At 60.9% G+C, this 22,882-nt stretch carries 14 protein-coding genes; 2 read left to right on the top strand and 12 right to left on the bottom strand.

All coding sequences use genetic code 11. The features are described 5' to 3' along the window. Positions 1-39 precede the first annotated feature (39 nt). Positions 40-1,386, top strand: a complete 1,347-nt coding sequence (locus ACK509_RS09620; RefSeq protein WP_410766324.1) for a DNA methyltransferase — start codon at positions 40-42, stop codon at positions 1,384-1,386. A 345-nt stretch (positions 1,387-1,731) separates the two neighbouring features. Next, a complete protein-coding gene (locus ACK509_RS09615; RefSeq protein WP_410766323.1) occupies positions 1,732-2,820 on the top strand; it encodes a TrmB family transcriptional regulator in 1,089 nt (362 codons plus the stop codon). 26 nt (positions 2,821-2,846) lie between these two features. On the opposite strand, the gene ACK509_RS09610 is transcribed toward ACK509_RS09615, so the two are convergent. From ACK509_RS09610 to ACK509_RS09555, 12 genes are all read right to left on the bottom strand, one after another. Then, positions 2,847-5,039, bottom strand: a complete 2,193-nt coding sequence (locus ACK509_RS09610; RefSeq protein WP_410766322.1) for a glycoside hydrolase family 3 N-terminal domain-containing protein — start codon at positions 5,037-5,039, stop codon at positions 2,847-2,849. A 17-nt stretch (positions 5,040-5,056) separates the two neighbouring features. Continuing rightward, on the bottom strand, positions 5,057-7,771 hold the full coding sequence (locus ACK509_RS09605; RefSeq protein WP_410766321.1) for a glycosyl hydrolase: 2,715 nt from the start codon (positions 7,769-7,771) through the stop codon (positions 5,057-5,059). Continuing rightward, the gene (locus ACK509_RS09600; protein ID WP_410766320.1) at positions 7,764-8,867 is read right to left on the bottom strand and encodes an ABC transporter ATP-binding protein; all 1,104 of its coding nucleotides are present in this window, start codon (positions 8,865-8,867) and stop codon (positions 7,764-7,766) included. Before ACK509_RS09600 ends, ACK509_RS09605 begins: the two co-directional genes overlap by 8 nt. Beyond that, positions 8,864-9,922: an ABC transporter ATP-binding protein gene (locus ACK509_RS09595; RefSeq protein ID WP_410766319.1), complete on the bottom strand. Its 1,059-nt coding sequence runs from the start codon at positions 9,920-9,922 to the stop codon at positions 8,864-8,866. Before ACK509_RS09595 ends, ACK509_RS09600 begins: the two co-directional genes overlap by 4 nt. Then, complete coding sequence (locus tag ACK509_RS09590) at positions 9,919-11,037, bottom strand: ABC transporter permease (RefSeq protein ID WP_410766318.1); 1,119 nt, start codon at positions 11,035-11,037, stop codon at positions 9,919-9,921. Before ACK509_RS09590 ends, ACK509_RS09595 begins: the two co-directional genes overlap by 4 nt. Then, positions 11,034-12,056 carry an ABC transporter permease gene (locus ACK509_RS09585; RefSeq protein WP_410766317.1) on the bottom strand — a complete coding sequence of 341 codons (1,023 nt, stop codon included), beginning with the start codon at positions 12,054-12,056 and terminating at the stop codon, positions 11,034-11,036. Before ACK509_RS09585 ends, ACK509_RS09590 begins: the two co-directional genes overlap by 4 nt. Before the next feature lie 3 nt (positions 12,057-12,059). Continuing rightward, a complete protein-coding gene (locus ACK509_RS09580; protein WP_410766316.1) occupies positions 12,060-13,871 on the bottom strand; it encodes an ABC transporter substrate-binding protein in 1,812 nt (603 codons plus the stop codon). Between the two features lie 128 nt (positions 13,872-13,999). Further along, the gene (locus tag ACK509_RS09575; protein ID WP_410766315.1) at positions 14,000-14,194 is read right to left on the bottom strand and encodes a hypothetical protein; all 195 of its coding nucleotides are present in this window, start codon (positions 14,192-14,194) and stop codon (positions 14,000-14,002) included. A 173-nt stretch (positions 14,195-14,367) separates the two neighbouring features. Continuing rightward, on the bottom strand, positions 14,368-16,518 hold the full coding sequence (gene katG / locus ACK509_RS09570; protein WP_410766314.1) for a catalase/peroxidase HPI: 2,151 nt from the start codon (positions 16,516-16,518) through the stop codon (positions 14,368-14,370). A 212-nt stretch (positions 16,519-16,730) separates the two neighbouring features. Next, complete coding sequence (locus ACK509_RS09565) at positions 16,731-18,587, bottom strand: hypothetical protein (RefSeq protein WP_410766313.1); 1,857 nt, start codon at positions 18,585-18,587, stop codon at positions 16,731-16,733. Further along, positions 18,584-21,370: a hypothetical protein gene (locus ACK509_RS09560; protein WP_410766312.1), complete on the bottom strand. Its 2,787-nt coding sequence runs from the start codon at positions 21,368-21,370 to the stop codon at positions 18,584-18,586. Before ACK509_RS09560 ends, ACK509_RS09565 begins: the two co-directional genes overlap by 4 nt. After that, positions 21,371-22,867 carry an alkaline phosphatase family protein gene (locus tag ACK509_RS09555; protein ID WP_410766311.1) on the bottom strand — a complete coding sequence of 499 codons (1,497 nt, stop codon included), beginning with the start codon at positions 22,865-22,867 and terminating at the stop codon, positions 21,371-21,373. Positions 22,868-22,882: the final 15 nt, after the last annotated feature.

Raw genomic sequence — 22,882 nt, 5'->3', positions numbered from 1 at the left:
CTGAGATTTATAACCAAAGAGTCAAACAGTGTACTGTAGATGGTTCAGAGAAACGCTGCCGACCCAGACCCACGGATGATAGTTCACGACGACCGTGTCGTCATCGTCGACGACGACGGAAACCGGACCAAATTCAACGAGGGCACGCAGTCCAACGCTGCCCGAGACCGTTACCAGCGCATTCACGACACCCTCGACGATGGCTACCTTGAAGACCTGGTTAAGCAGGTAGCTACGACGGGGCACGAACTGGACGTGTTCCCCGACGAAGACGTTCAGCAACTACTCGACGATATTGTCGCTGCCATCACCAGCGAGCGTGGCCGTGGGCTCGCTGGGCTTGCTGTCGGTCAACTCGCCATCAAGAGTATCACACCCGAGCAGAGCATTCGCCTGCACAAGGGCAGTCGCCGCTCGAATCACTTCGGCTGGGAGGAAGGAATCTCGATGCGTACCATCGACAGCACGTACATCGCCCCAACCCTCCGAGAGTTCGACCTCCTGCGGGTCAACAAGGACGGCGTCATGATGACGCGTACGTTGGCGGAGAACTACCCATATGGGCGGTTCTACAAGGCCAACCTCCGCGGCGCTCAGGATGCATGGGGCGAACTTGTAGAGGAACTCGAACGCGAAGGAAGCACAGTCGATCCAGCGGTGGCTCTTCGATACCTCATCCTGGCGCTGGCCAACCGTGGTGACGAAGCGGAGGCCCGAAACCAAGCGCTCCTCGACCAAGTGAGTACGCTGCGTGGGGAGGGAGTCACCGTCGACGGGGTTTTCGAGATTATCCAGTCGCACCTTCGACACTCACCACACTCAGCACGAATCTTCGAGGTCGCCCTGCACGCGCTGTACCAGGTGCTTGAAGACCACGAGATGCTGGGCGAGGTGAGCCCCACTGGCGGGCGGTTGAAGCCGCTGACGCAGATGCGGTCGGCAGACAAGAAACACGGCAACGTTGCGGACATCGAAGTCGTTCACCCCAGCGATGAGTTCCACATCTACACCGCCTGGGACGCCAAATGGGGGAAGCCGTATCTCGCCGAAGAGCTGCGAGAACTCGACGACAAGCTCGAGAGTCACCCTGAGACCGAACGTGTCGGTTTCATCGTCAACGAAGTACCCGAGTTCGATTCGACCGTCGAGGAGCGACTAGCCAACCTCGAGGCCGCTCACAATGTCGAGGTTGTTATCATCACGTTCGAAGAGTTCTGCCGGACTCAGCTCGAAGAACTGCTCGAGGCTGGCATCGACTACTCCGAATGGCTCATCGCCTACGCTGAGACGTTGACCCATCGGCGACGCGAGCGGGCACCAATCAACGAACCCACTCGCGAGTGGGTCGATGAGTTGAACGAAGTAATCGAAGCGCGAAGAGAGTAGCCGCTCGGTGGTTGAACAAGGAATCACCGTGGAACAGGTAGTGAGATGGGGCCAGTGATTTTCTTCAAACAGTCGGTGAGGAACTGGTGAAACACACTCCCGCAAATCGCCCATACAAAGGTTACTGACTCCGCCAATCGCTGTTTACAATCGTCGTTGGTACATCACCGACTCAGGAAGTCGTCGAATCCGTAGACTGGGTTCAACAGGGAGACTACAACACCATCTGGGCCAAAGACACCTAGTAATTAGCAACAAGTACGAGAGACAATCGAATAGATAGCCATCAATCACGAGATACGGGTCTGCGAAGCGTTCATGTAATGCAATCGAGTGTGTGTTGGCATGGACCGCGAGGCGCTCACACAAGCATTAGAGTATGCGGACCTCACGTCGTACCAAGCTGACGCCTATCTGACCCTCTTGGAGATGGGCGTCTCCCCAGCAATCGACGTTGGTCGTGAGAGTTCCGTTCCCGTCTCGCAAGTGTACGACGTCCTCAGAAGTTTGGAGTCCAAAGGCTACGTCGAGACAATCGAGCGAGAGAAACTCTACGTGCGGCCGTGCGACCCAGAGGCGGCGATGGCAGACTTGGAGACACGGGGAGAACTCCTCAACGACGCCGCCGAAGCGGTACGCGAACGGTACCGAACCCCGGCACGAATGGACGCACGAATCGGTGTCACGAAACGTGTCGAAACGGCGGTCGAAAACGCCCAATCCCTTATCGGTGAGGCAAAGACAGTCATCGAAGTCGCGGGGTCGTTCGAGCAGCTGCAGGTACTCTTTCCAGCACTCCGTGAGGCCCGGGAGCGTGGGGTCGTCGTCCGTGCCTCGGTCTACGCTGGTGAGAGTCAACAACCGCCGTCAACGTTCGACCCAACCGGTGTGTTCTCGGAACTTCGAATGTGTACTATTCCGGGGCCGTTTCTCGTCGTTATCGACCGCCACCGAACGTGTTTCGCGCCGAATACGCGCTCAGACGAAGACTACGGCGTGCTGGTCTACGACCGCATCCTCCCGTTCGTGTTCCATTGGTACTACCTCACGTGTCTGTGGAACCTCTATCCGACAGTCTATATCGACGAACGGGACCAGTTCACCTACGTCACGATGGAGGAACTGGTGAGAGACTGCGTGCCGCTATGGCAAGCGGGGTACGAACTCAGAGTAACGGTCGAAGGAGTTGACCTTGCAAGCGAGTCCGAAACCTCTGTGGAGGGAACCGTCGGTGACATCTCGTTCCTCGGAGACGACCACCAGCCATCGCGGTTGGCGCTCTCGGACCTCGGGTCGTACAAAAACGTCACACTCGAGACGGACGATGGAACCGTCCTCATCGGTGGATGGGGCGCGGTGTACGAAGATATTGAGATGCGAACGATTTCGCTCGTCGATATCGACTATGATGAGAAACCGTCCGAAGAAAGATAGCGAAACGGAGGGTTAGTGTTAGAGGTTCAGTGTTCGACTGCTTCTACTGACGCATCGAGCGACTCACAGCGAAGTGACAGCGTCCCAGGTTCGAACCGGCTCGTGCCGTCCGGATGAACCACGTCGAACGCGTCCGTTGGAACGTCGAACTCGACAGTCGTCTCTTCACCGGATGCAAGCGAGATGCGTGTGAAATCGATGAGTTCCTCGACGGGCGTCACGACAGAGGAATACTCGCGGCCACCGAAGAGTTGGACGACTTCCTCGCCCGCTCGATTACCCGTGTTTTCGACAGTGACCGAGACCGAAATTTCGCTGTCTTCGACGACCGATTCAGCAGACACAGAGAGGTCGAGGTACTCGAACGTCGTGTACGAGAGGCCGTGACCGAACGCCCACAGCGGGTCGTACGACGGAAGGTGTTCGTCGGGGCCGATTGGGTGCGGGTGTGGGAGATAGTTGTGTCGAACAGGGAGGTGTCCTTCCGACCGCGGAACAGATATCGGAAGTTTCCCGCTCGGGTTGTGTTCGCCGAAGAGCGTCTCGGCGACTGCACGTCCACCGTCTGCGCCGGGGTAGTACGCCTGTACGATTGCATCGACGTGTTCGGCGGCCCACGAAACCGCGAGCGGGCGACCGGAGACGAGAACGAGCGCCGTCGGCGTGCCAGTCTCGATAATTGCTTCGAGGAGTTCCTGCTGAGCCTCCGGCAGGGTCAGTTGGGCGCGATTTGGGAAGCGTTCGGTCGGACCGTTCACGTCCTGTGGACCGAATTCGTGGAGATACCAGTTCTCACCGAGGACGACGACGGCGGCGTCGGCATCTTCTGCGGCCGAAACCGCCGCGTCGAGGTCGTCCGATTCGTCGATTCCGGCTCCGCGTTCGTAGGTAACTGCGGTGTCTGCGGAGACGACCGACTCGATACCCTCTCGAATCGTCGTCCCGTCGAGTTCGTCGGCTTCTTTGAGACTCCACCCGCCGACTTGGTGCGTGAGTTCGTCGGCGTTCGGTCCGGTGACGAGCAATTCGTCGAGTTCGGGGTCGAACGGCAGTCGGCCTTCGTCGTTCTTCAGGAGCGTCATCGACTTCCGTGCTGCATCGAGGGCGACGGTTCGGTTGTCGTCAGTCCCGAGCGTCTCGGCAGACTCCGCGGCATCGACGTAGGGGTCGTCGAACAGACCGACGTCGGTCTTGAGTTGGAGGACGCGGCGGACAGCCGTATCGACCACAGATTCGTCGAGGTCGCCGGATTCGACCAGCGAGACGATGTGGTCGATGTGGTCGGTTTCGCCCAGTGAGTGGACATCGACGCCAGCGGTGAACGACCGGAAGACGGACTCTCGCTGGGTTCGGGTAACTCGGTGATTCTGGTGAAGCATGTTGATGCCGTTCCAGTCGGAAGCGACGTAACCGTCGAACCCGAGTTCGTCGCGGAGAATTTGTGAGAGCCAATAGTTCGACCCGTGAGATGGCTCGCCGTTGATGGAGTTGTAGCTGGGCATGATACCCTCGATACCTTCGGCGACGACCTTCTCGAACGGCGGCAGGAAGTCACGATAGAGCGACGAGAGCGACTTGTCCACGGGCGAGGCATCCTCGCCGCGCTCGGGCTCGCCGTAGGCAGGGAAGTGTTTCGCCATAGCCGCGACATCGACCGGTGCGCGATGAATACCGCGAGCCTTCGCGGCAGCGAGTTCGCCGCAGAGATACGGCGATTCGCCGAAGGTCTCGAAGGTGCGGCCCCATCGGGGGTCGCGGACGACATCGCACGTCGGGCCGTAGGTGAGACTCGACCCAGTAGCGGCGACTTCGGTCGCCGTGACGGCCCCAATCTGCTCGACGAGGTCGCGGTCACGGGCCGCCGCGACACCGAGGTTGTGGGGGAACACCGTCGTCTCTTCGACGTAGGCGTTGCCGTGGATAGCGTCCACAGGAATGAGAATCGGGATGCCGAGACGCGTCTCTTCGGTCGCAATTCGCTGGAGTTCATTCGCTATTTCGACGACTTCCGCCGAGTCTCGGTGGGGTGACGCACCGTATCCGAACGGCGTCACGAAGCCGATGCCGTCCTCACGGACCATCTCCTCGGCGTCGTCGAGGGTTCGGGTCTCTTCGAGCGTGCCGACGTACGTGCCCGCGAGTTGACCTGCCTTCTCACGGAGCGTCATCTCGTCGAGAAGTGTCTCGACGTGGTCGTCCGTCTCGTCAATCTGCGTCATCTGTGTTTCGTGAGTTGTCATAGAGATGTAGTTTTACTGGTTGATTGGCCGGCAACGTCGGTCACCGTCAGAGAGACTGACGACGGACTGCTCTTCGACCGAACGTTCGTCGAACCCGAGGCGGAGCCACCGGAGACAGAGATGGCTTGTGCGTCAAGCACCGTGCCAGAACCGTCGAGCAGTTCGATGGTCACAGACTGAAGGTCACCGTCGGCGTCGGAGACGGCCCAATCGATGGTAGCGTTGTTCCACGGTCCGCTAGCGTACGCATTCACCGACATCGAGTCGATGGTAGGCGCGGACGAGCCACCGGTGCCACCCGACCCGGAGTCGCTTCCACCTTTCGTCGCCAGAGAGTTCGCCGAAACCGAGAGCGACGTTCCGTCAGAGAAACTCACGGTCGTCTCCGTGTCGGCGGCGTTGTAGGCGACGTAGGTCTTCGCGGACCCATCGTCGAAGACGGCGGCGAGTGGTGTGTCAGCCGAGACACTGGTATCGACCGCGCCGAGGCCGTCGAAGGCCGTCAGCCACCGGTAGGTGTGGGCTTTCGACTCGCCGAATTCGACCGCATAGCTCGACGCATCTGCCTCGAACAGGCTCAGCGCGTCGGCTGGGTCGCTGAATGCGCGGTACTCCCAGAGGATGTCGGGCCAGTAGTCGAAGTCGTCGCTGCCGTTCGCCGCGACGAGTTCGTCGTAGGTCGCCGAAGCAGCAGCGCGATTGCGGCCAAGCGAGAGCGAGTGGCCGCCGACCGGAAGCGCGTTAATACCGTGAATCGCCTCCACGTCGTCGGTCCACCACGTATCGTACTTGTAGCCCGCACCCCACACAATCGCGGCGTAGCTGTAGTCCCACGACGAGGGGTGGTTCTCCTCATCCACGTCGTACCAGTACTCGTCCACGGCGGCCGTCTCGTGGGCGACAAGGTACGCGCCGAGGTCACGAAGTTCCGTGTCGCCGGTGAACTCGCCGTACATGAGAATTGCGGCGTACGCGTTGACCGACTCAGACGACGATTCCTGATTGTTACCGAGTTCGTATCCCGCGTTACCGGAGGCCCACGAGTGACCGGCGTAGGGACCGAAGTTCCGCAAGAACGGATACATCGAGTCCGTCCGCGAGGGGTTCGCGTAGTCGCGGATGATGTGGTCCATCATGCCACCCCAGTTGGCCGCGTCGGCCCACGCCGGGTTTCGCCGTGCGATTTCGGCGGCCCCTTTGACGTAGTAGCCGTAGTGGAAGTGGTGGTCGTTGAGGTCCGCCCCGGAGCCGAACGAGTCGTTGTAGCCGACGAGTGTTCCCCACGTATCGTCGTAGTAGAACACGTCCTCGGAGTCGGTCGAACCCGAGGCGGTCGCATCGAGCCACGTTTCGAGGTCGTTTCGGAGCGCCGTGACGAACGTATCTGCCGCCGCCGAGTCGCCGACCTGTTCGGCGATGGGACGCAACTGCGCTAACCGCTCGTAGTTCTTCCCCGTCCAATAGGTCCCGTCGCCGGGCGTGTCCGGACCGACGCGAACGAGCGGTGACTCGGCTTCTACGTCGTCAACGTATCCGGCGAGGCGAGTCTGCTCAACAGACCCTACATCGGGCATGTACGGCAGGAGTGGTGGGAGCGAAAGCACCGTCTCGAACGACGTTCCCGTCGTCGTCTGCATGGTGCCGCGCGGCGAGACGAACGTATCGCCGTCGAGTGTGGTGGTGGTATTCTTGTGCTGGTGCGGATAGAGACCGGCGATGGTTCCCGTCGCCGACGATTCGGCGCGGGCGTTCGTCTGGAACGTGTGGGTCGTCCGGACCTCACGAGCCGCCTCGTCGTAGGTCCACGAGACAGTCGTTCCGGTAATCTGGTTGTAGGCGTACGACTCGTAGCGCGCGAGCGCCGTCGTCGTCGCTTCAGGGAGGACTGCGAGCGTGAAGTAACCCGACCCGCCGAGCGCGCTGGTGAGCGTCGCGGAGCCGAGACCGCTCCAGGTGGCACCGCTAGGCGCGAAGATACCGTAGTGGTGGCCGTTGACCGAGACGCCGAGGACGTTGCCCTGGTCGGCCCAGACGGTGGGTGTCGCAGCGAACGTGAGTTCGGCGTCTGCACCCGCGATTTCGGCGAAGGCGAACGGCGACCCCTGCGTGAGTGTCACGTCGAGCGTTGGCGTCGTAGAGTCACCAGCACCCCAGCGGACGACGGTGTGCCAATCGCCGTATCCTGCACACTGCGTGTCGAGGAACGACCCACCGGTCGTCGAGAGGGTGACGTCGGTGGTCGCGTCCATCTCGGCGATGTTGTCGCGGTTCGCGTCTCCATTCTGGTTCGAGAACAGCCACTCGGTGGGGTGAGACAGGTCGAGTCCGTCGCTCGTCGGCATCGCGGCGAGCGGGTGTGCCCACAGCGGCGAGCCGTACTGTTCGAAGAGGATGCTACTCCACCAGTCGTTCGTCGGATACGGTGCGGAGATGTCGCCCGTCGCGTAGACCTGGCTGGGCGGCGACCCCTCTCCCGAGGGAAGCGTCGTGGTGTAACTGCCCGCGCCGACACTGACGACGCCCGAAGCGGCTTGGACGGCTTCGGTCGTCGTGTCGTCTGAAAGTTGGTTCGTCGTCGTCGCTGTCGTCTCGGGCTCCTCGGAAGCACTCGCACAGCCGGTGAGGCCAGCGGTGCCGAGGATACCGAGACCAGCGAGATACCGGCGTCTGGAGAACGTGCGGTTCGTCTGTGTGGAGTTGTCGTTAGTCATGGAGAGTCATCTCATCGGAATCGAGTGTTGCACCGTCGAGCGGGGAACTGTTCCAGTAGGCGTCGTCGTCGGCCGAGCGATAGCAGGCGACCTGATGGCGACCGTCGTCGCTGACGGCGGTTGCCAAAGGGGTGGCAGTTCGGCACTGCTCGGTCGCGTGCGGGCACCGCGTGTGGAATCGGCAACCAGAGGGCGGGTTCACCGGGTCGGGAATGTCGATGTCGCGGATGGGTGGCCCACTCGGTCCCTCGTCGACGCCGAGTTCTGGCGTCGCCCACTTCAGAACCTTCGTGTAGGGGTGCTGTGGGTTCTGGAGAACTTCGTCAGCGGGGCCGAGTTCGACCAACTCACCGAGGTACATCACGCCGAGACGCCCGCCTGCGTGTTCGGCGATGTACCGGGCGTTCGAGAGGTCGTGGCTGATAAAGAGAAAGGAGGTGTCGAACTGCGATTGCAGTTCGAGCATCAGATCCATCATCTCGACGCGCAGGCTCACGTCCAGTGCACTCACGGCCTCGTCGGCGAGGATGACATCCGGATTCATCAAGAGGGCGCGGACGAGTGCGACGCGCTGTTTTTCCCCACCAGAGAGTTGGTGTGGGTAGCGATGGGCGTAGTCTTCTGGGGGAGACATCCCGACGCGCTCGATGAAGTGGAGGATGCGTGCTTCGCGGTCCTCCGAATCGAGGTCAGGGTTCCATCGCTTCAGCGGGGCAGCAAGCGACGAGAGAACCGTCCGGTTCGGGTTCAACGCCGCGCCGGGGTCTTGGTGAATTATCTGGAGCGAGCGACGAATCTCGTCGAACGGAATCGACGGGTTCGACCGCCACTTCTTGGCTTCCCAGATGTCTTGGCCGCGGAACGAGATGCTCCCGCCGGTCGGTTTTTGCAGACCGACTGCGGTCTTTCCGAGCGTCGTCTTTCCGCTGCCCGATTCGCCGACGATGGCGACCACGTCGTTGCTCCCGATATCGAGCGAAACACCGTCGACAGCGCGGACCGTCGGGCGGTCGGCGAAGGGGTTCAACCCGCCGCCGTCTTTGGTAAAGTGTACATTCACGTCCGAAAGCGAGAGGACCGGTTGGTCGGAACTCATCGCTCTACCCCCGTCGAGAGAGGGATTTCGTCGTCCACGTCGGACCAATGGTGACAGGCCACTTCGTGCGAGTTCGATACCGCCTCCATCGGCGGTTTCACGTCCGCACACTCTGGGGTCGCCATCGGGCACCGTTCGTGGTACGGACACCCAGTCGGCACGGCGACGGGGTCGGGTGCCGAGCCAGCGATTGGGCGCATTTCGGAGAGCGGTGCGTCGAGGTTTGGTGTCGCGTTGAGTAAGGCACGGGTGTAGGGGTGCTTCGGGTCGTTGACCATCTCGGTCGTCTCACCAACCTCGGCGAATTCGAATGCGTAGAGGACGCCGATGCGGTCTGCCAGTTTCGTGATGAGCGGCAGGTCGTGCGTGATAAAGACCATCGTGAGGTCGTACTTGTCGCGGAGGTCCGACAGGAGGCTGATGATAGACCGCTGCATGAGCAAGTCCAGCGCCGCCGTCGGTTCGTCCATGACGAGTACCTCGGGTTCGAGTACGAGCGAGAGCGCGATGAGCGCCCGCTGTTTCATCCCGCCGGAGAGTTCGTGCGGGTACGAGTCGAGGACGCGCTCGGGGTCGAGATAGAGGTCCGCGAGGAGTTCTTTCGCCCGACGCATGCCGTCGCCCACGTGGTAGTCGTGGGCTTCGAGGGTCTCCACGAAATGTTCGCGGAAGTCCATCGTCGGGTTGAACGAACTCATCGCCCCCTGGAACACCATGGAGATGTCCTCCCAGCGAAGGTTCCGAAGTGGTCCCTTGTCGAGTTCGAGGACGTCGATTGGCGACCCGTCGCGCGGGTTGTAGGTGACAGAGCCTTCTGTGATTCCGGGGTTGACAACGGCGTTCAGGAGTGCAGAGGCAAACATCGACTTGCCACTACCGGATTCGCCGACGATACCGATGATTTCGCCGCGTCGGATGTCGATGTCCACGTCGTGGAGGACGCGCGAGGTGCCGCGGTCCATGTCGAACGAGACCGAGAGGTTCCGACACTCGAGGACGATATCCCGCTGTTTCGAGTCTATCGTCTCGTCGTGGGTCGGGGTCGTTTGACTCATTGGCCCCCCCCTGCGTTCGTCCATCTGCTCGCCGATTTGATGGACTCGTCGTCCAGCGAATCGGCAGAATCGGCGGTCGTCTTCGAGTGTCGCGCACGGACTCGCGGGTTGAACACGCGGTCCATCCCCTGTGCGAACAGGATGAGTCCCATCGACAGCAGGATGATAGTGACCATCGGCGTGATGAGCCAGTGGGCAGCATCGAGTGTGAGCAACCCGCCGTTCGAGTAGGCGAGTTGGAGCATGACGCCCCAATTGACGACGGACCTGTAAGGCAGCAATCCGAGGAAGTACAGGCCGACGGAGGCGAAGATGACCCCGCGCATGGCGTTGACCATGTTAATCATCACGAAGGGCATGATGTTGGGGACGACTTCTTTCGCGACGATAGCTGGCGTGGACAAGCCCATCGCGCGAGCCGCCTCGACGTAGGACGTCGAGCGAATCGTCAGTACCTGCGAGCGGATGGCGCGGGCCATTCCCGCCCACCCTTGTAACGAGAGGACGATACCGAGGACGATGGGGTTCTTCGGTTCGAGGAGTGCGACCAAGATGAGCAACAGCGGCAGTCCCGGCAGCGTCAACACGATATCGATGACCGTCGAGAGCGCCCGGTCGAGGCGGCCCCCGGCGTACCCTGCGAGCGCGCCAACGCTCGTTCCGAGAACGGTGACGAACACACCAGCGCTCGCAATCATCAGCAGCATCCCGGGTGTCGCGTGAACGACCTGTTCGAGGATGCCACGACCGACGTTGTCGGTTCCGAGCGGCCAGTGGAACGCCACCCAGGGGACAGACAGTCCAAAGACCGACGTACTCGCGAGTTCGTACCAACTGCCGCCGACGATGCCACCTTGGAAGGGGCCGACGAGGAGCGGTGCTTGGCCGAGCCGTGGCTCGACCACGACTGCGGGGCCGAGGAGTCCCATCAAGACGAATCCAACGACCAGAACCGTCCCGATACGGGCGCGGATGTCGTCCCAGACGACTCGCATCGGGGCGACGACCCAGAGGTCGAGAACGCGTTGAGACCGTTCAGTTCGGCTCAGCGACGACTCTGCGACGGTTCCGAAGCCGCCTGCAGAGGCAGACGTCGTCTGATTTTCTTGGCTCATGCGTTACCTCCAGTGGAAACACGCGGGTCCACGAGGCCGTAGGTCAGGTCGGCGATGAACGCACCGACGACGACGGCGAGCGTGATGAGGATGAAGCCACCCATCATCAGCGGGTAGTCGCGGGCGTCGACGGCCGTGACGATGTAGTAGCCGAGTCCCGGGTAGGTGAACACCTGTTCAAGAATCGCCGACCCGCCGATGATAGCACCGAAGGCGAGCAAGAGACCCGTGTACATCGGGAGAATCGCGTTGCGGGCGACGTATCGGAGTGCGATACGGGAGTCCGAGAGGCCACGAAGTCGGGCGACTCGAAGGTAGTCCTCACCGAGTACCTGGATACTGTTGCCACGCATCGCGAGGGCGACGCCACCGAAGCCGGTGATGACGACGGATGCGATGAGGAGGCTCGCGTGGTAGGTCGCATTCGCGACGAAGTCGTACGTGGCGACCGGTTGGAGTGGGTCGACGACCGGTGTCACCTGTGAAGAGATGTGGCCGCTCGTCGGGAACCACCCGAGAGTGAAGCCGAACACGTAGAGGAACAACAGCGCCGTCACGTAGTTTGGCGTCGAGTTGAGGACGATGCCGACGCCCGTGAAACTGACGTCGAATCGGCTGCCTTCCCAGTAGGCCATGAGCGCGCCGAGGGCGATACCGACGCCGAACATCAGCAAGATGGCGATAGAGAACGCGAAAATCGTCCACGGGAGCGCCTGGCCGAGAATCTCAGAGACGGGTGCGTTCTGACTAATCGACCGGCCGAAGTCACCCTGAAGGATTCCCGAGACGTACGAGAGGTACTGCTCGTGGAGCGGTGCCGAGAAGTCGATATTGATGTAGTTTGCAACCCGGCGGTTGATCTCCTGTTGTGAGAGGTCAGGGTTGTTCCGGATGAGTTGCCCGCGGAGTTGGTCGGCGGGATTGCCCGGCATGAGGCGAACGAGTGCGAACGAGAGCGACACCACGACGAAGGCCGTGAACAGTGCCTGTCCGGTTCGCTTGACGAAGTACTCGTACATCACTTACTCCGACTTGGCGGTCAGTTTGCCCTCTCGCGGCAGGTAGTACTGTGGCCAATCGACGATTGCATCTTCGTCGTCTTCCGTGACGGTGTTCCACTCGTCGGTGGTGAGCCACGCCTGGTCGATTTTCTCCATCAGCGGGGCCATCGGCAGATGCTGGTTGATGATCCACGCCAACTCCTGGGTCTTCTGTTTGGCCTCCTCGCCCGTGAGTCCGGCCAGTTCCTCTAACTCGGGTTCGAGTTCGACCGTTCGCGTCTCGCCGTCGGGTTCACCAATCGGCGTCACTTCGACTTCGCGCGGGAACTTGAGAATCGTCCGCGAGCGGGTTCCGTTGAGGAGTTTGTTGAGCGAGAAGTACGGGTAGAGCTTTCCGTCCGGCCAGCCGAGTCCGGCGACGACGTAGTCCTGACTGCCGTAGATGTCCCCCCAGTACGACTGACTCGGGTTGAGCGAGGCATCGATGCCGAAGTCGTTGAGGTCCTGCACGATGGACTGGCCGCCTGCGGTCCAGTCGTTCCACCCGGCGGGAATCTTGTACGGGAACGCCAGCGGCTTGCCGTTCTCGTCGGTCCACGTCCCATCGGTCTTCGAGAAGCCTGCTTCTTGGAGGAGTTGGGCGGCTTTCTCGGTGTTCGGTTCGTACGCATCGAAGTCAGAGAGCGAGTCGCCGAGCCAGTCTTTGTAACTGCCGTCGAAGTTTCCGGGGAGACCACACGGCACCTCGACGGGGACGTGCATCTTCCGACCCGCTGACTGAGCGAGTTTCTCGCGGTCGATGACGTACTGGATAGCCTGTTTGACCTTCTGTTGGCTGTAGTGTTCGTGTTCGTGGTTGAACATGATTCCCATGCCCCAGTTGGCTGGCATTGGAATCTCTCGGACGTGGTCCCCGTAGGACTGCGCGATGTTGTCGGGCGTGAACACGTTGTCGATGCCGTCGACGTTGTCAGTTCGGAGTGCCTGCCACTGTTTCTGATTCGTCTCGAGGTAGTCCCAGCGGAAGCGTGCGAAGTTGATATGTTCGGCGTCGGGGTGGTCCTCGAATCGGTCGGCGACGAGTTCCTGATTTCGCGCGTGGACGAATTTGAACGGGCCAGTTCCGTTCGGTTCGTCGAGCGTCATCTCGGCGAGTCCGGGTGCTTCACCGTCGCTCTCGTAGGCATCGAGGAACTCTTGGAACTCCGACCGAGGCGTATCGAGCGCGATGGGCTTCAGCGAGTAGAGGAACACTTCGTCTGCGACGGCACGTTGCAGTCCGAGTTCGATAGTCGAGTCATCGACCACCGTCACGTCTTCGGCTTCGACGATGTTTCCGATGGGTGCCCCGTTGTGGATTTCGAGTTTGAATTTGAACGCCACGTCCTCGGCCGTGACTGCTTCGCCGCTGTGCCAGTGGAATCCGTCCCGGACCGAGAGCGTCACCACCTCGTCACCGATGTCCCACGATTCGAGGACGCCCGGCATGAACGTACTCGTCGCTTCGTTAACGTAGAGCAAATTCTCGAAGATGGCGAGCGCCGCGCGGTCCGGGTACTGCTGCCCGTACGGGTTGAACTGCATATCTTTCGGGACGTTCGTGGTCGCCGTGACGAACGTTTGGTCGGTCATCTCGACCGATTCGCCCTCACCTGTGGTCGAAGTGTCATCTTCAGAATCGTCGCTCGTGGTCTGCGTATTCGAAGACGAACTGTCCCCACCACCGGTACACCCTGCGAGTGCTGCAGCCCCAACCGCACCGGCTGCCTGCATAAATCGCCGCCGTGTTCGTCGTTCTGCGCGTGCCACGTCTTCCCTGGTATCGGTAGACATACTCACCCAAATACCAGCAAGATATGTATGTATTTTTGATGATAGTTTTGATGTAGGGAGCCAATAAATAATTTATCTGATATTTTTTGGCAAACGTGACGGGGCGCTCGCACCGGCGATGAACAGCCTTAGACGTCGAACATCGAGACTCTGCGGCGGGCGGCGACGACGATACCGACCATCGTCAAGAGAATAATGCCGAGTGAGACCTGGAGTATCGCGTGTGCGGCCGTCCCCGGTTGCGCGAACTGGAAGGCGACGACGAGAAGGACGAGGAGTGTCGCGTCCAGTGCGAACAGGACCGAGAGGAGACGCTCAGACATACCAGAGTCGGCGGTGGCGACGGTGAAGAACGTTCCGCCGTAGACAGGTGTCGTGACCAAGGTTGGCTATCGGCCAAGAAAAGAAACGCACGACTCAGTTGCAACGCAAGGGTGGGGATTGTGGTGGGAGCAAAGCGGCCGTCCACAGCTAACCCAGCGTTGCGACACTGCGGTTATTCGAGGTCGAAACGGTCGAGGGTCATCACTTTGTGCCACGTCTCGACGAAGTCCTCGACGAACTTCTCCTCTGCGTCGTCGGTTCCGTAGACTTCCGAGAGGGCGCGAAGTCGAGAGTGCGAACCGAAGATGAGGTCCACGCGGGTGGCCTTCGCGTCGAGTTCGCCCGTCTCACGGTCGTAGCCTTCGAGTACGTTGTCGGATTCGTCGGACGGTTTCCACTCCGTGTCCATGCTGAGCAGGTTCACGAAGAAGTCGTTGTTCAGCGTCTCGGGTTCGTCGGTGAAGACACCAAGGTCCGACTGCTGGTAGTTCGCGTCGAGTGCGCGCATCCCGCCGACGAGTACCGTCATCTCGGGTGCCGTCAGGTCGAGCAGGTGTGCCTTGTCGACCAGCATCTCCTCGGGCGACATCTCGGTTTCGAGGTCGTCTGCGAGGTAGTTACGGAAGCCGTCTGCATCGGGCTTGAGCGCCTCGAACGACTCCACGTCGGTGTGTTCTTCGGTGGCATCGACACGTCCAGGTTCGAATGGAATCTCCACGTCGTAGCCAGCGTCTGCTGCGGCCTGTTCGACGGCTGCGTAGCCACCGAGAACGATGAGGTCGGCGAGCGAGACGTTCGTCCCGTCGTCCTGCGAGCTGTTGAAGTCTTCTTGGATGCCTTCGAGCGTCTCCAGCACTGTTGCCAGTTTCTCAGGCTCGTTGACTTCCCAGTTCGCCTGCGGTTCGAGGCGGATGCGTGCGCCGTTCACGCCACCGCGCTTGTCGCTGTCGCGGTACGTCGATGCCGCCGCCCACGCAGTCGAGACGAGGTCGGAGACAGAGAGGTCCGAAGCGAGGATTTCGTCTTTGAGTTCGGCGACGTCGTCCTCGTCGACGAGGTCGTAGTCGGCTTCGGGAAGTGGGTCCTGCCACAGCATCGCTTCGTCTGGAACCTCGGGACCGAGGAACCGGGACGGTGGGCCCATGTCGCGGTGGGTCAGTTTGTACCACGCCTTCATGAAGGCGTCTTTGAGTTCTGCAGGGTTCTCGTGGAACCGCTCTGCAATCTCGCGGTAGTCGGGGTCGCGGATGAGCGCGATGTCCGTCGTGAGCATCATCGGGGTCTGCTCTTTCGACGAGTCGTGCGCGTCAGGTGCCTTGTCGATGGCGTCTGCGTCTGCACCCTTCGGCTTCCACTGCCACGCGCCACCGGGGCCTTTGTGCGGTTCCCACTCGTACTCGAACAGGTTGCTGAGGTAGCCCATGTCCCACTGAATCGGCGAAGAGGTCCACGGACCTTCGATTCCACTGGTGATGGTGTCGGGACCCATGCCGGAGCCGTGTTCGTTCTCCCAGCCGAGGCCCTGCTGTTCGATGGGTGCCGCTTCAGGTTCTGGGCCGAGGTTCTCACCGGAGTCAGCACCGTGGACTTTCCCGAAGGTGTGTCCACCGGCGATGAGTGCGAGCGTCTCTTCGTCGTTCATCGCCATGCGGTCGAACGTCTGGCGGATGTTCTTCGCCGACGCGAGCGGGTCAGGCTGACCGTCCGGTCCTTCTGGATTCACGTAGATGAGACCCATGACGGAGGCACCGAGCGGGTTTTCGAGTTCGCCGTCTTCGTCGAAGCGGTCGGAGGCTTCCATCTCGTTCTCCGGACCCCAGTAGACGGACTCGTCGGGTTCGAAGGCGTCTTCGCGGCCACCAGCGAAGCCGAACGTGTCGAAGCCCATCGATTCGAGCGCGACGTTTCCGGTCAGAATCATCAGGTCGGCCCACGAGAGTTTCTTGCCGTACTTCTGCTTGACGGGCCAAAGCAGTCGGCGTGCCTTGTCGAGGTTCGCGTTGTCGGGCCAACTGTTGAGCGGTGCAAAGCGCTGCATGCCGCCAGCCGCGCCACCGCGACCGTCACTGGTGCGGTACGTCCCGGCGCTGTGCCACGCCATCCGAATAAAGAGTGGACCATAGTGACCATAGTCGGCTGGCCACCAGTCCTGCGACGACGTCATGACCTCCTCGATATCTGCCTTCACGGCGTCGAGGTCGAGACTCTCGAACTCTTCGGCGTAGTCGAATTCCTCGCCCATCGGATCGACATCACGAGCGTTCTGGTCGAGGATATTCAATTTCAACTGATTCGGCCACCAGTCTTGGTTGGACCCTTGCATCAATCCATGATTGATTCTTCTGCATGTAAAGATTGTCTAATTCGCCAACGAAGTTTTGCTTCGGTGAGGAAGTCTTTGCACCAGCCCAAGTAATCTATCGGATTCGAAAATTTTTGTGGGCGAATGAGATTTCTTGCGGGTATCAGAGCTTCGAAAGTGGACATCCGCGAACGGTTCGAAGCGGCCCGCATCTTCGACTTCCATCGAATGATTCAAAAGTCGCTGACGAAACACCGCAAGAGGAGTCCACCAGCGCCCGCAGACACGAGACAACCGAGCGCCAATGCGAGACCCGGAATCGGCGGTCCGGCCCGAGGCCACTCGCCCCGTGTCTCTTCGAACGCCTCGTTCTCGTACACGGTGAGTTCTGCGCCATCGAACGCGACCGAAAAGTCGGAGTGCGAGCCAAGAGATTCGTATCGCTCGTAGTCGGCTTCGTGGGCGAGGACGACGTACTGGATACCGACCGACGCGAGTTGGTCACCGAACGCCGGGTCAGTCGGCGATTCGAGCGCCTCGCGGACGCGAGTGTGGCTCGGGTCAGTCGCGTGCGTCTCGATACCCCCGACTTCGATGTTCCGCCCCTCGATGACCTGCCGGTCGAAATATAGCTCGGCGGGTGTTGCAATCCGTCGGTCGGTCCACGAGAACGTCAGGTACTGGTGCCACGGGAGAAAGAGCGCCCGCCCCGAGCCTTCGGTTCCCATCTGGTCGTTGGCTTCTGACCACGAATCGGGATAGGTCGTCGTGTCGAGTTGGCCGTCGAGTCCCGCGAACATCGGCGCGGTGTAGGCGAGCGGTGCCAACACGAGAAGTGCGACGAGGGCGAAGCGAATGGCGTTCGAGGTATCGTGTGCGGCCATGAGACCCTGACTTCGGCGTGGAACGAGCGCATCGACTCCAAGACCACCGAGGAAGGCATACGCCAGTACGAGTACACCCGCGAACTTCTGTGTATCTCGCATTCCGCGGAGGAACGGAATAGCCTCGAAGAGCGTGCGAACGAACGGTTCTGACACTGCTGTACTCACACCCAAACTCAGCACGAACCCGAACACAGCGGCGAGGACGATGCCGCGAACTGTCGAATCTGTCGAGTGCTGGAGAACCCCAGAGATTGCACAGTAGACCACAGCAGCGAACAGCACTCCGACGACCCACATTGGAAAGATATCGAAGGTAGTCGTCGCTCCGCCTCGCCAGAATCCGTACAGCATCGCAACCGAGAGCGGGACGTTGCCCGCGACGGTGCCACTGGCGCTGAACACCGTCAAATCGGCACCGGAGATAGACGAGAGAGACGTTCCACCACTGACCGTGGAAGTGGCCGCTGGAAGAAGCCAATAGGCGTTGACCGCGGCGGCGACGAGAGAGAAGGTAGCAAGCCGACGCACGTCGCCTCGCAGGACCACATCTGTAGTGATATCGGAGGCCTCCAGCGCCGCTGGAATGACTCGAACGGCCCACAGACAACACCCGAGAAGGGCGACCAGTACCGTCGCGTGCGGGTCGAACACGCTGACGAGCGTCGTCCATCCAACCGCGCGAACGAGCGCACGGTTCGTCTCGGAATCGACGTACTCGTCGAAGGCGACGACGGCCAGCGGGACGAATGCGTATCCCAAGAGGAAGTACCAGTGACCGGCGAGCAGGCGCACGTAGACGAACGGGTTGATGGCGTACACTGTCCCGGCGAACAGCGGGGCGACACGCGTGCGCGTGCGCGACTCGCACGCGACGTACATCGATAGGCCACAGAGAAGTGGAATCGACACGAGAACGAGTTTCTGAATCACCCAATCGTCGAGAACCACTGCAAGCGCATCGAGAGCGAGGAGGAAAGGGAGTCTCCCGTAGTACAGCGGCCCTTTCGTGTGGAGACCGAACTGGAGGTACTCGGCGTTCGGTGCGAAAATCATGTCCAACGTGAGGACGAACCCCGGTTTCAACAGCGGGTAGAAGACGAGGAGACTGAGTATCGTGAAGTACGCCACGAGGAGTGCGTAGGTGGACGAACGGCCCCGTAGCCGAGTGGCGAACTCGGTGGCGAGGTCAGTCTGTCTCCTCATAGACGCGACCGATTTTGTCGCTCAGCCCGACGACGGCGTTTTCGGACGTTGATGACCCCGAGTGCGCCGAGCGTGAGAATCCAACTTCCGGCCCACGCGTTGACGACCCACGTCCGGACGGTTCCACCAGTCCAGTTGATTTCGGAAGGAGCGGCGTTGATGTAGCCGTTGGCCCATCCGTACGCCCGGAAGTGCGTCGCGTTGGCTGGACCCTCCCAACGTTCGTCGTAGGAGGTGTAGAGTACCGTCACCGGTCGGTCGTCGAACTCGCCGACGACCCAGTAATCGAGGACGGTTCCGTCCGGGTGGTCGAAGGTGACCGCGCGCGCATCGTCGGGGACGTACTCGTCAACGTCGTCGTCGGAAACCAACACGCCGACACCCTGTCGGTAGTCCTCGTCGTAGACGAGTTCGCCATCGAGGACCGTCTCGGCGTCGCGGATGCGAACGTCGGGCGCTACTGCGGCCGTCTCGCTCTCGTTGAGGTTGACGCCGACAGCGACGCCGACGGTCTCGTTCGACTGCCTTCCGTCGATGACGACACCCGGAACGTCGTCGGTGTTGGCGGCGAAGCCGACGTCTCGTGGGTACGTCGTCTCTTGGAGCGAGACGCTGTCGATTTGGACCCACGAAGAGTTCGGCCTGATGCGAATCGAGAGGGTCGAGCCGTGTGAGACGACTGTTTGTGGCGTGTCGTTGAGCGCGTAGCTCTCACGTTCGACCAGGTTGTCCGGAGAACGCGTCCCGTTGTACCAGTACAGGTAGATGTTCCCCGAGCCTTCGGCATCGAGCGTGAGTTTGTAGGGCTGACCCTGTTCGACGTCTGCTTCTTGGGCGATGGGGTAGAGGTCACCCGATTCGGTCTCCATCACCACTGCGCGACCCTCGGACGTGTTGATGACAGTCGTTTGTGTGCCGTTCTCTCCGTCCCACGACCACCACTCTTCGAGTCCATCGTCGAACTCGCCGTTGGCGACGAGGTTCGGACCCTCGGGCACGATATCGTCGGTGGCGTTGGGGTAGTAAAGGCGGTGGACGCCCTGCGACTCTTCGATTCGCTCGCGGTCGGTCGCGTCCACAACGCGGTAGACGGTGTACTCACCCGAGGTGTAAGCGTACTCGTAGCCACTGCTCTCGTCGAGCGCCGTGTTGTAATCCTCTGGTGACCCCCAGAGCCACGGCGCACCCCAGCGTTCGACGACGCGGGGCGGGCCGTAGGTGATGTCCTCCGGTGGGTCCGACTCGACGACGATATACTTCACGCCCTGTCGTGCGAGTTGGCCGTGGACGGAGTCGGGATTATCGACGAACTGGTAATAGATGTCAGAGACGTACTCGGTGTTCTGAATACCGTGAAGGACGCCGCCGCTCTTGATGCCGAGGTGGTCGGGATAGGCGTACCGCAAGCGAAGTTGCGTGGTGTAGCCGTACGGAACCCACAACACCGTCCCATCCAAGTCGTCGGTGAGTTCGGTCTGTTCCTGGGGGACGTAGTAGCCGTCGCCACGAACCTCTTGAAGACCCAGCGCACCTGAAGCGGGGGCGGCGTACGCCAGTAGCGCGAGGATGACGAGTGCGACGACCAGAGCGTTACTCCCTCGTTCGACACCGCCGTCGGTGAGTGCGAATCCCGAACGAGCACGTTTGGTCTTCAGCAACCCGGTCGGCTCGCGGGGGTCGCCGAGGACGGTTTCGAGGCCCGCACCGAACAAGATGCTCAGACAGACCAACAGCGGGTACTGGAGTTTCACCGGGTTTCGAAGCGACCACACGGGCGGGAGCGTCTCGAACAGGACGGTCGTAAGCCCGTATTTGGTCAGCACCATGAACGCGATGATGGACCCGGCGATGGCGTAGTAGACGTGAAGACGGCGCTGTCGAATTGCGAGGAGGGCGACGCCCGGAATGACCAGACCGATGAGCATCGCGGGGTCGGTGTTGTACCCCAGTTTGTTCATCGCCATCACGCCGTGGTTACCCGCGAGGCGAGCGACTGCGAAGAGACTTGCTTCGGTGTAATTCCACGCGAGCGTCGTCTCCAAGACGCTTTGCCCAGAATCGAATCCGAGCGCCCGCTGAAGCATGTGATGAACGCTCGGCAGCGAGAGAATGACACCAAGGACACCCGAGACACAGAGTTTCAGGATTGTCTTCGGTCCCTCGCGTACGCGATAGACCAGATACGCGGCGAAGGGCGCGACCATCCAGAAGCCGAGCCACGGACTGACTGTCGTCGCCCCGAATACGGCTCCCGTCTTGAGGGTAGCTTCCCACCCGTCGGTATCGACGATATCGTACATGTAGTGCAGGAGAAGTGGGAGCGCCGCGTAGCCGATGAGTGCGGCCATCCCACCGTTGACGAACTCACCGATGGTCAGCGGGTTGATGGCGTAGACGAACGCCGCGAGGTGTCGAACTGGAATTGACTCGATGAACCGCTCGCCGAAGACCACGAAGGTGAGATACCCAATCGGCAGGAACGACAGGAAGAGGAGGTTCTGTGCGAGGACGCCGCCGATGAGCGTGAGTACGCCCATGTAGAGCGGGAGGACGTGGTAGATGTACGAGAATCCCAGTCCTTGGTTGACCCACACGTCGGTGAACTTCTCGATACCACCCATGCCGTAGAAGGGGGGAAAGTCACCGAAGGTGTACAGTCGTCCGATGGTGATGCCTCGGAGGAGGTACGCGTAGACGATGAGGAACACCACGAAACACACTGCATGGACGAGTCTTGGGGTGACACTCGGATGTTCGCGCAGGTCATCGAAGCGTGGAGTCATCTACAGGTAGCCGAGGTTCTTGAGTTTCTCTTCGACGGCGGCGTCGTGTTCGACGACGCGCTCGACGTTGCGCTCGACGGGAAGTGGCCGACGTTGGCTGTTCGAGCCGAGGAATCCGAGGCTCTGCCCGCGCATGTCTTGCGGGATGTCGATGCCGAAGCCGTCGAGAATCGTCGGCGTGAGGTCGTACAACCGCGGCGTGTCGAACTCGATATCCTCCACGTCGGGGCCGCGAGCGGTGAGAATGCCGTTGCGGCGGTGGTGAGCGGTCTTGTGGTGTCGCCAGTCGCCGTCGTACTCGAACAAGACACCCGGTTTCACGATGTCGCTGATACCGTACTCGGTGTGCTTGATGACGAGGTCTGGAACACGCACGTCGGCGTCGGGGTAGATGTCCTCGCCGTAGTACACCTCGTCGATGATGTAATCGCCGTACTTGTCGGTGACTTCGAGGAGTTTGCTCCGAATCTCGTCGGCCACCGCTTTGTTTCGCGTATAGATGAGCGGCGCGAGCGCGACGGCGTCGGCGTTCCAGTCGATTTTGTCCTCTAAGCCCTCCAATTTCCGGTTTCCGGGCATCTGACGAGCGACTTTGCGGAGGAAGCTCTCGGGGAGTGTTTCGAGGACGAGACCCGAGACGCGAAGTTTCTGCATGAGTGCGAGCGCCCGGTCGTAGTCGAGACCGACGAGGCCGAACAGGTCGCCGAAGTCGAATCCGGAGTCGTCGATGTGGATGTAGCCCTCCTGTTCGAGCCACGTGTTGAGGTAGAACCGACCCTTCGTGTAGCCGAACCCGTGGTCCGACATGAGAACGACGTTCCACTCGTCGTCGAGTTCGTCGAGGAACCACGCGAGTTTCTCGTCGACGGACTCCCAGAACGACTTACAGACTGGCGAGTCCCACTCGGTGTGCTGGACCGTATCGGTGAGATACAGCGTCGTGTGGACGAAATCCGCCGTCTCGGTGAATCCGAGCGCAGTCTGGAGTTTCGTCTCGACCGAATCGACCGCTTCGTCGATGTCGTCAGGGTCGCGCGAGAGGTAGTACTCTGGGAGGATAGTGTACCCGTTACGGTCGAGGGTTCGACCGAGTTCTTCGGGGCGAGTGTAGTCTTCCTGTTTGCCCGAGAAGGGACCGCTGATTTGCCATCCGTCGATATCGCGCGGAGGGTAGGTCGTCGGCATGTTGACGACGGCGCTCTTGTGGTCGTGTTCGCCGAGGTAGTCCCAGATTTCTCGCGTCGTAAAGGACTCGTTCGTGACGGTCTTGAACTGCTCTTCTTCGAAGTCGGGTTCGACGAAGGTGAAGACGCCGAGGTCACCGGGGTTCATTCCGGTGGAGTAGACCTTCCACGCGGGCATCGACAGCGGTGGAATACAGCTATCGAGTGTCGCCCGGCGCTCGTCGGCGAACGATTTGATGGTCGGCAAGTCGTCGAGCCACGGGTCCAAGAGGTCCCACGTGGCACCATCGAGGCCGATGACGCAGACTTTCATCTGCGCACCTCCGAG

This window comes from Haloferax sp. DFSO60 (assembly GCF_046557615.1).
Lineage (GTDB): Archaea > Halobacteriota > Halobacteria > Halobacteriales > Haloferacaceae > Haloferax.
Note: the sequence above shows the minus strand (reverse complement) of the source record. Positions and strands in the feature narration are given on the sequence as shown.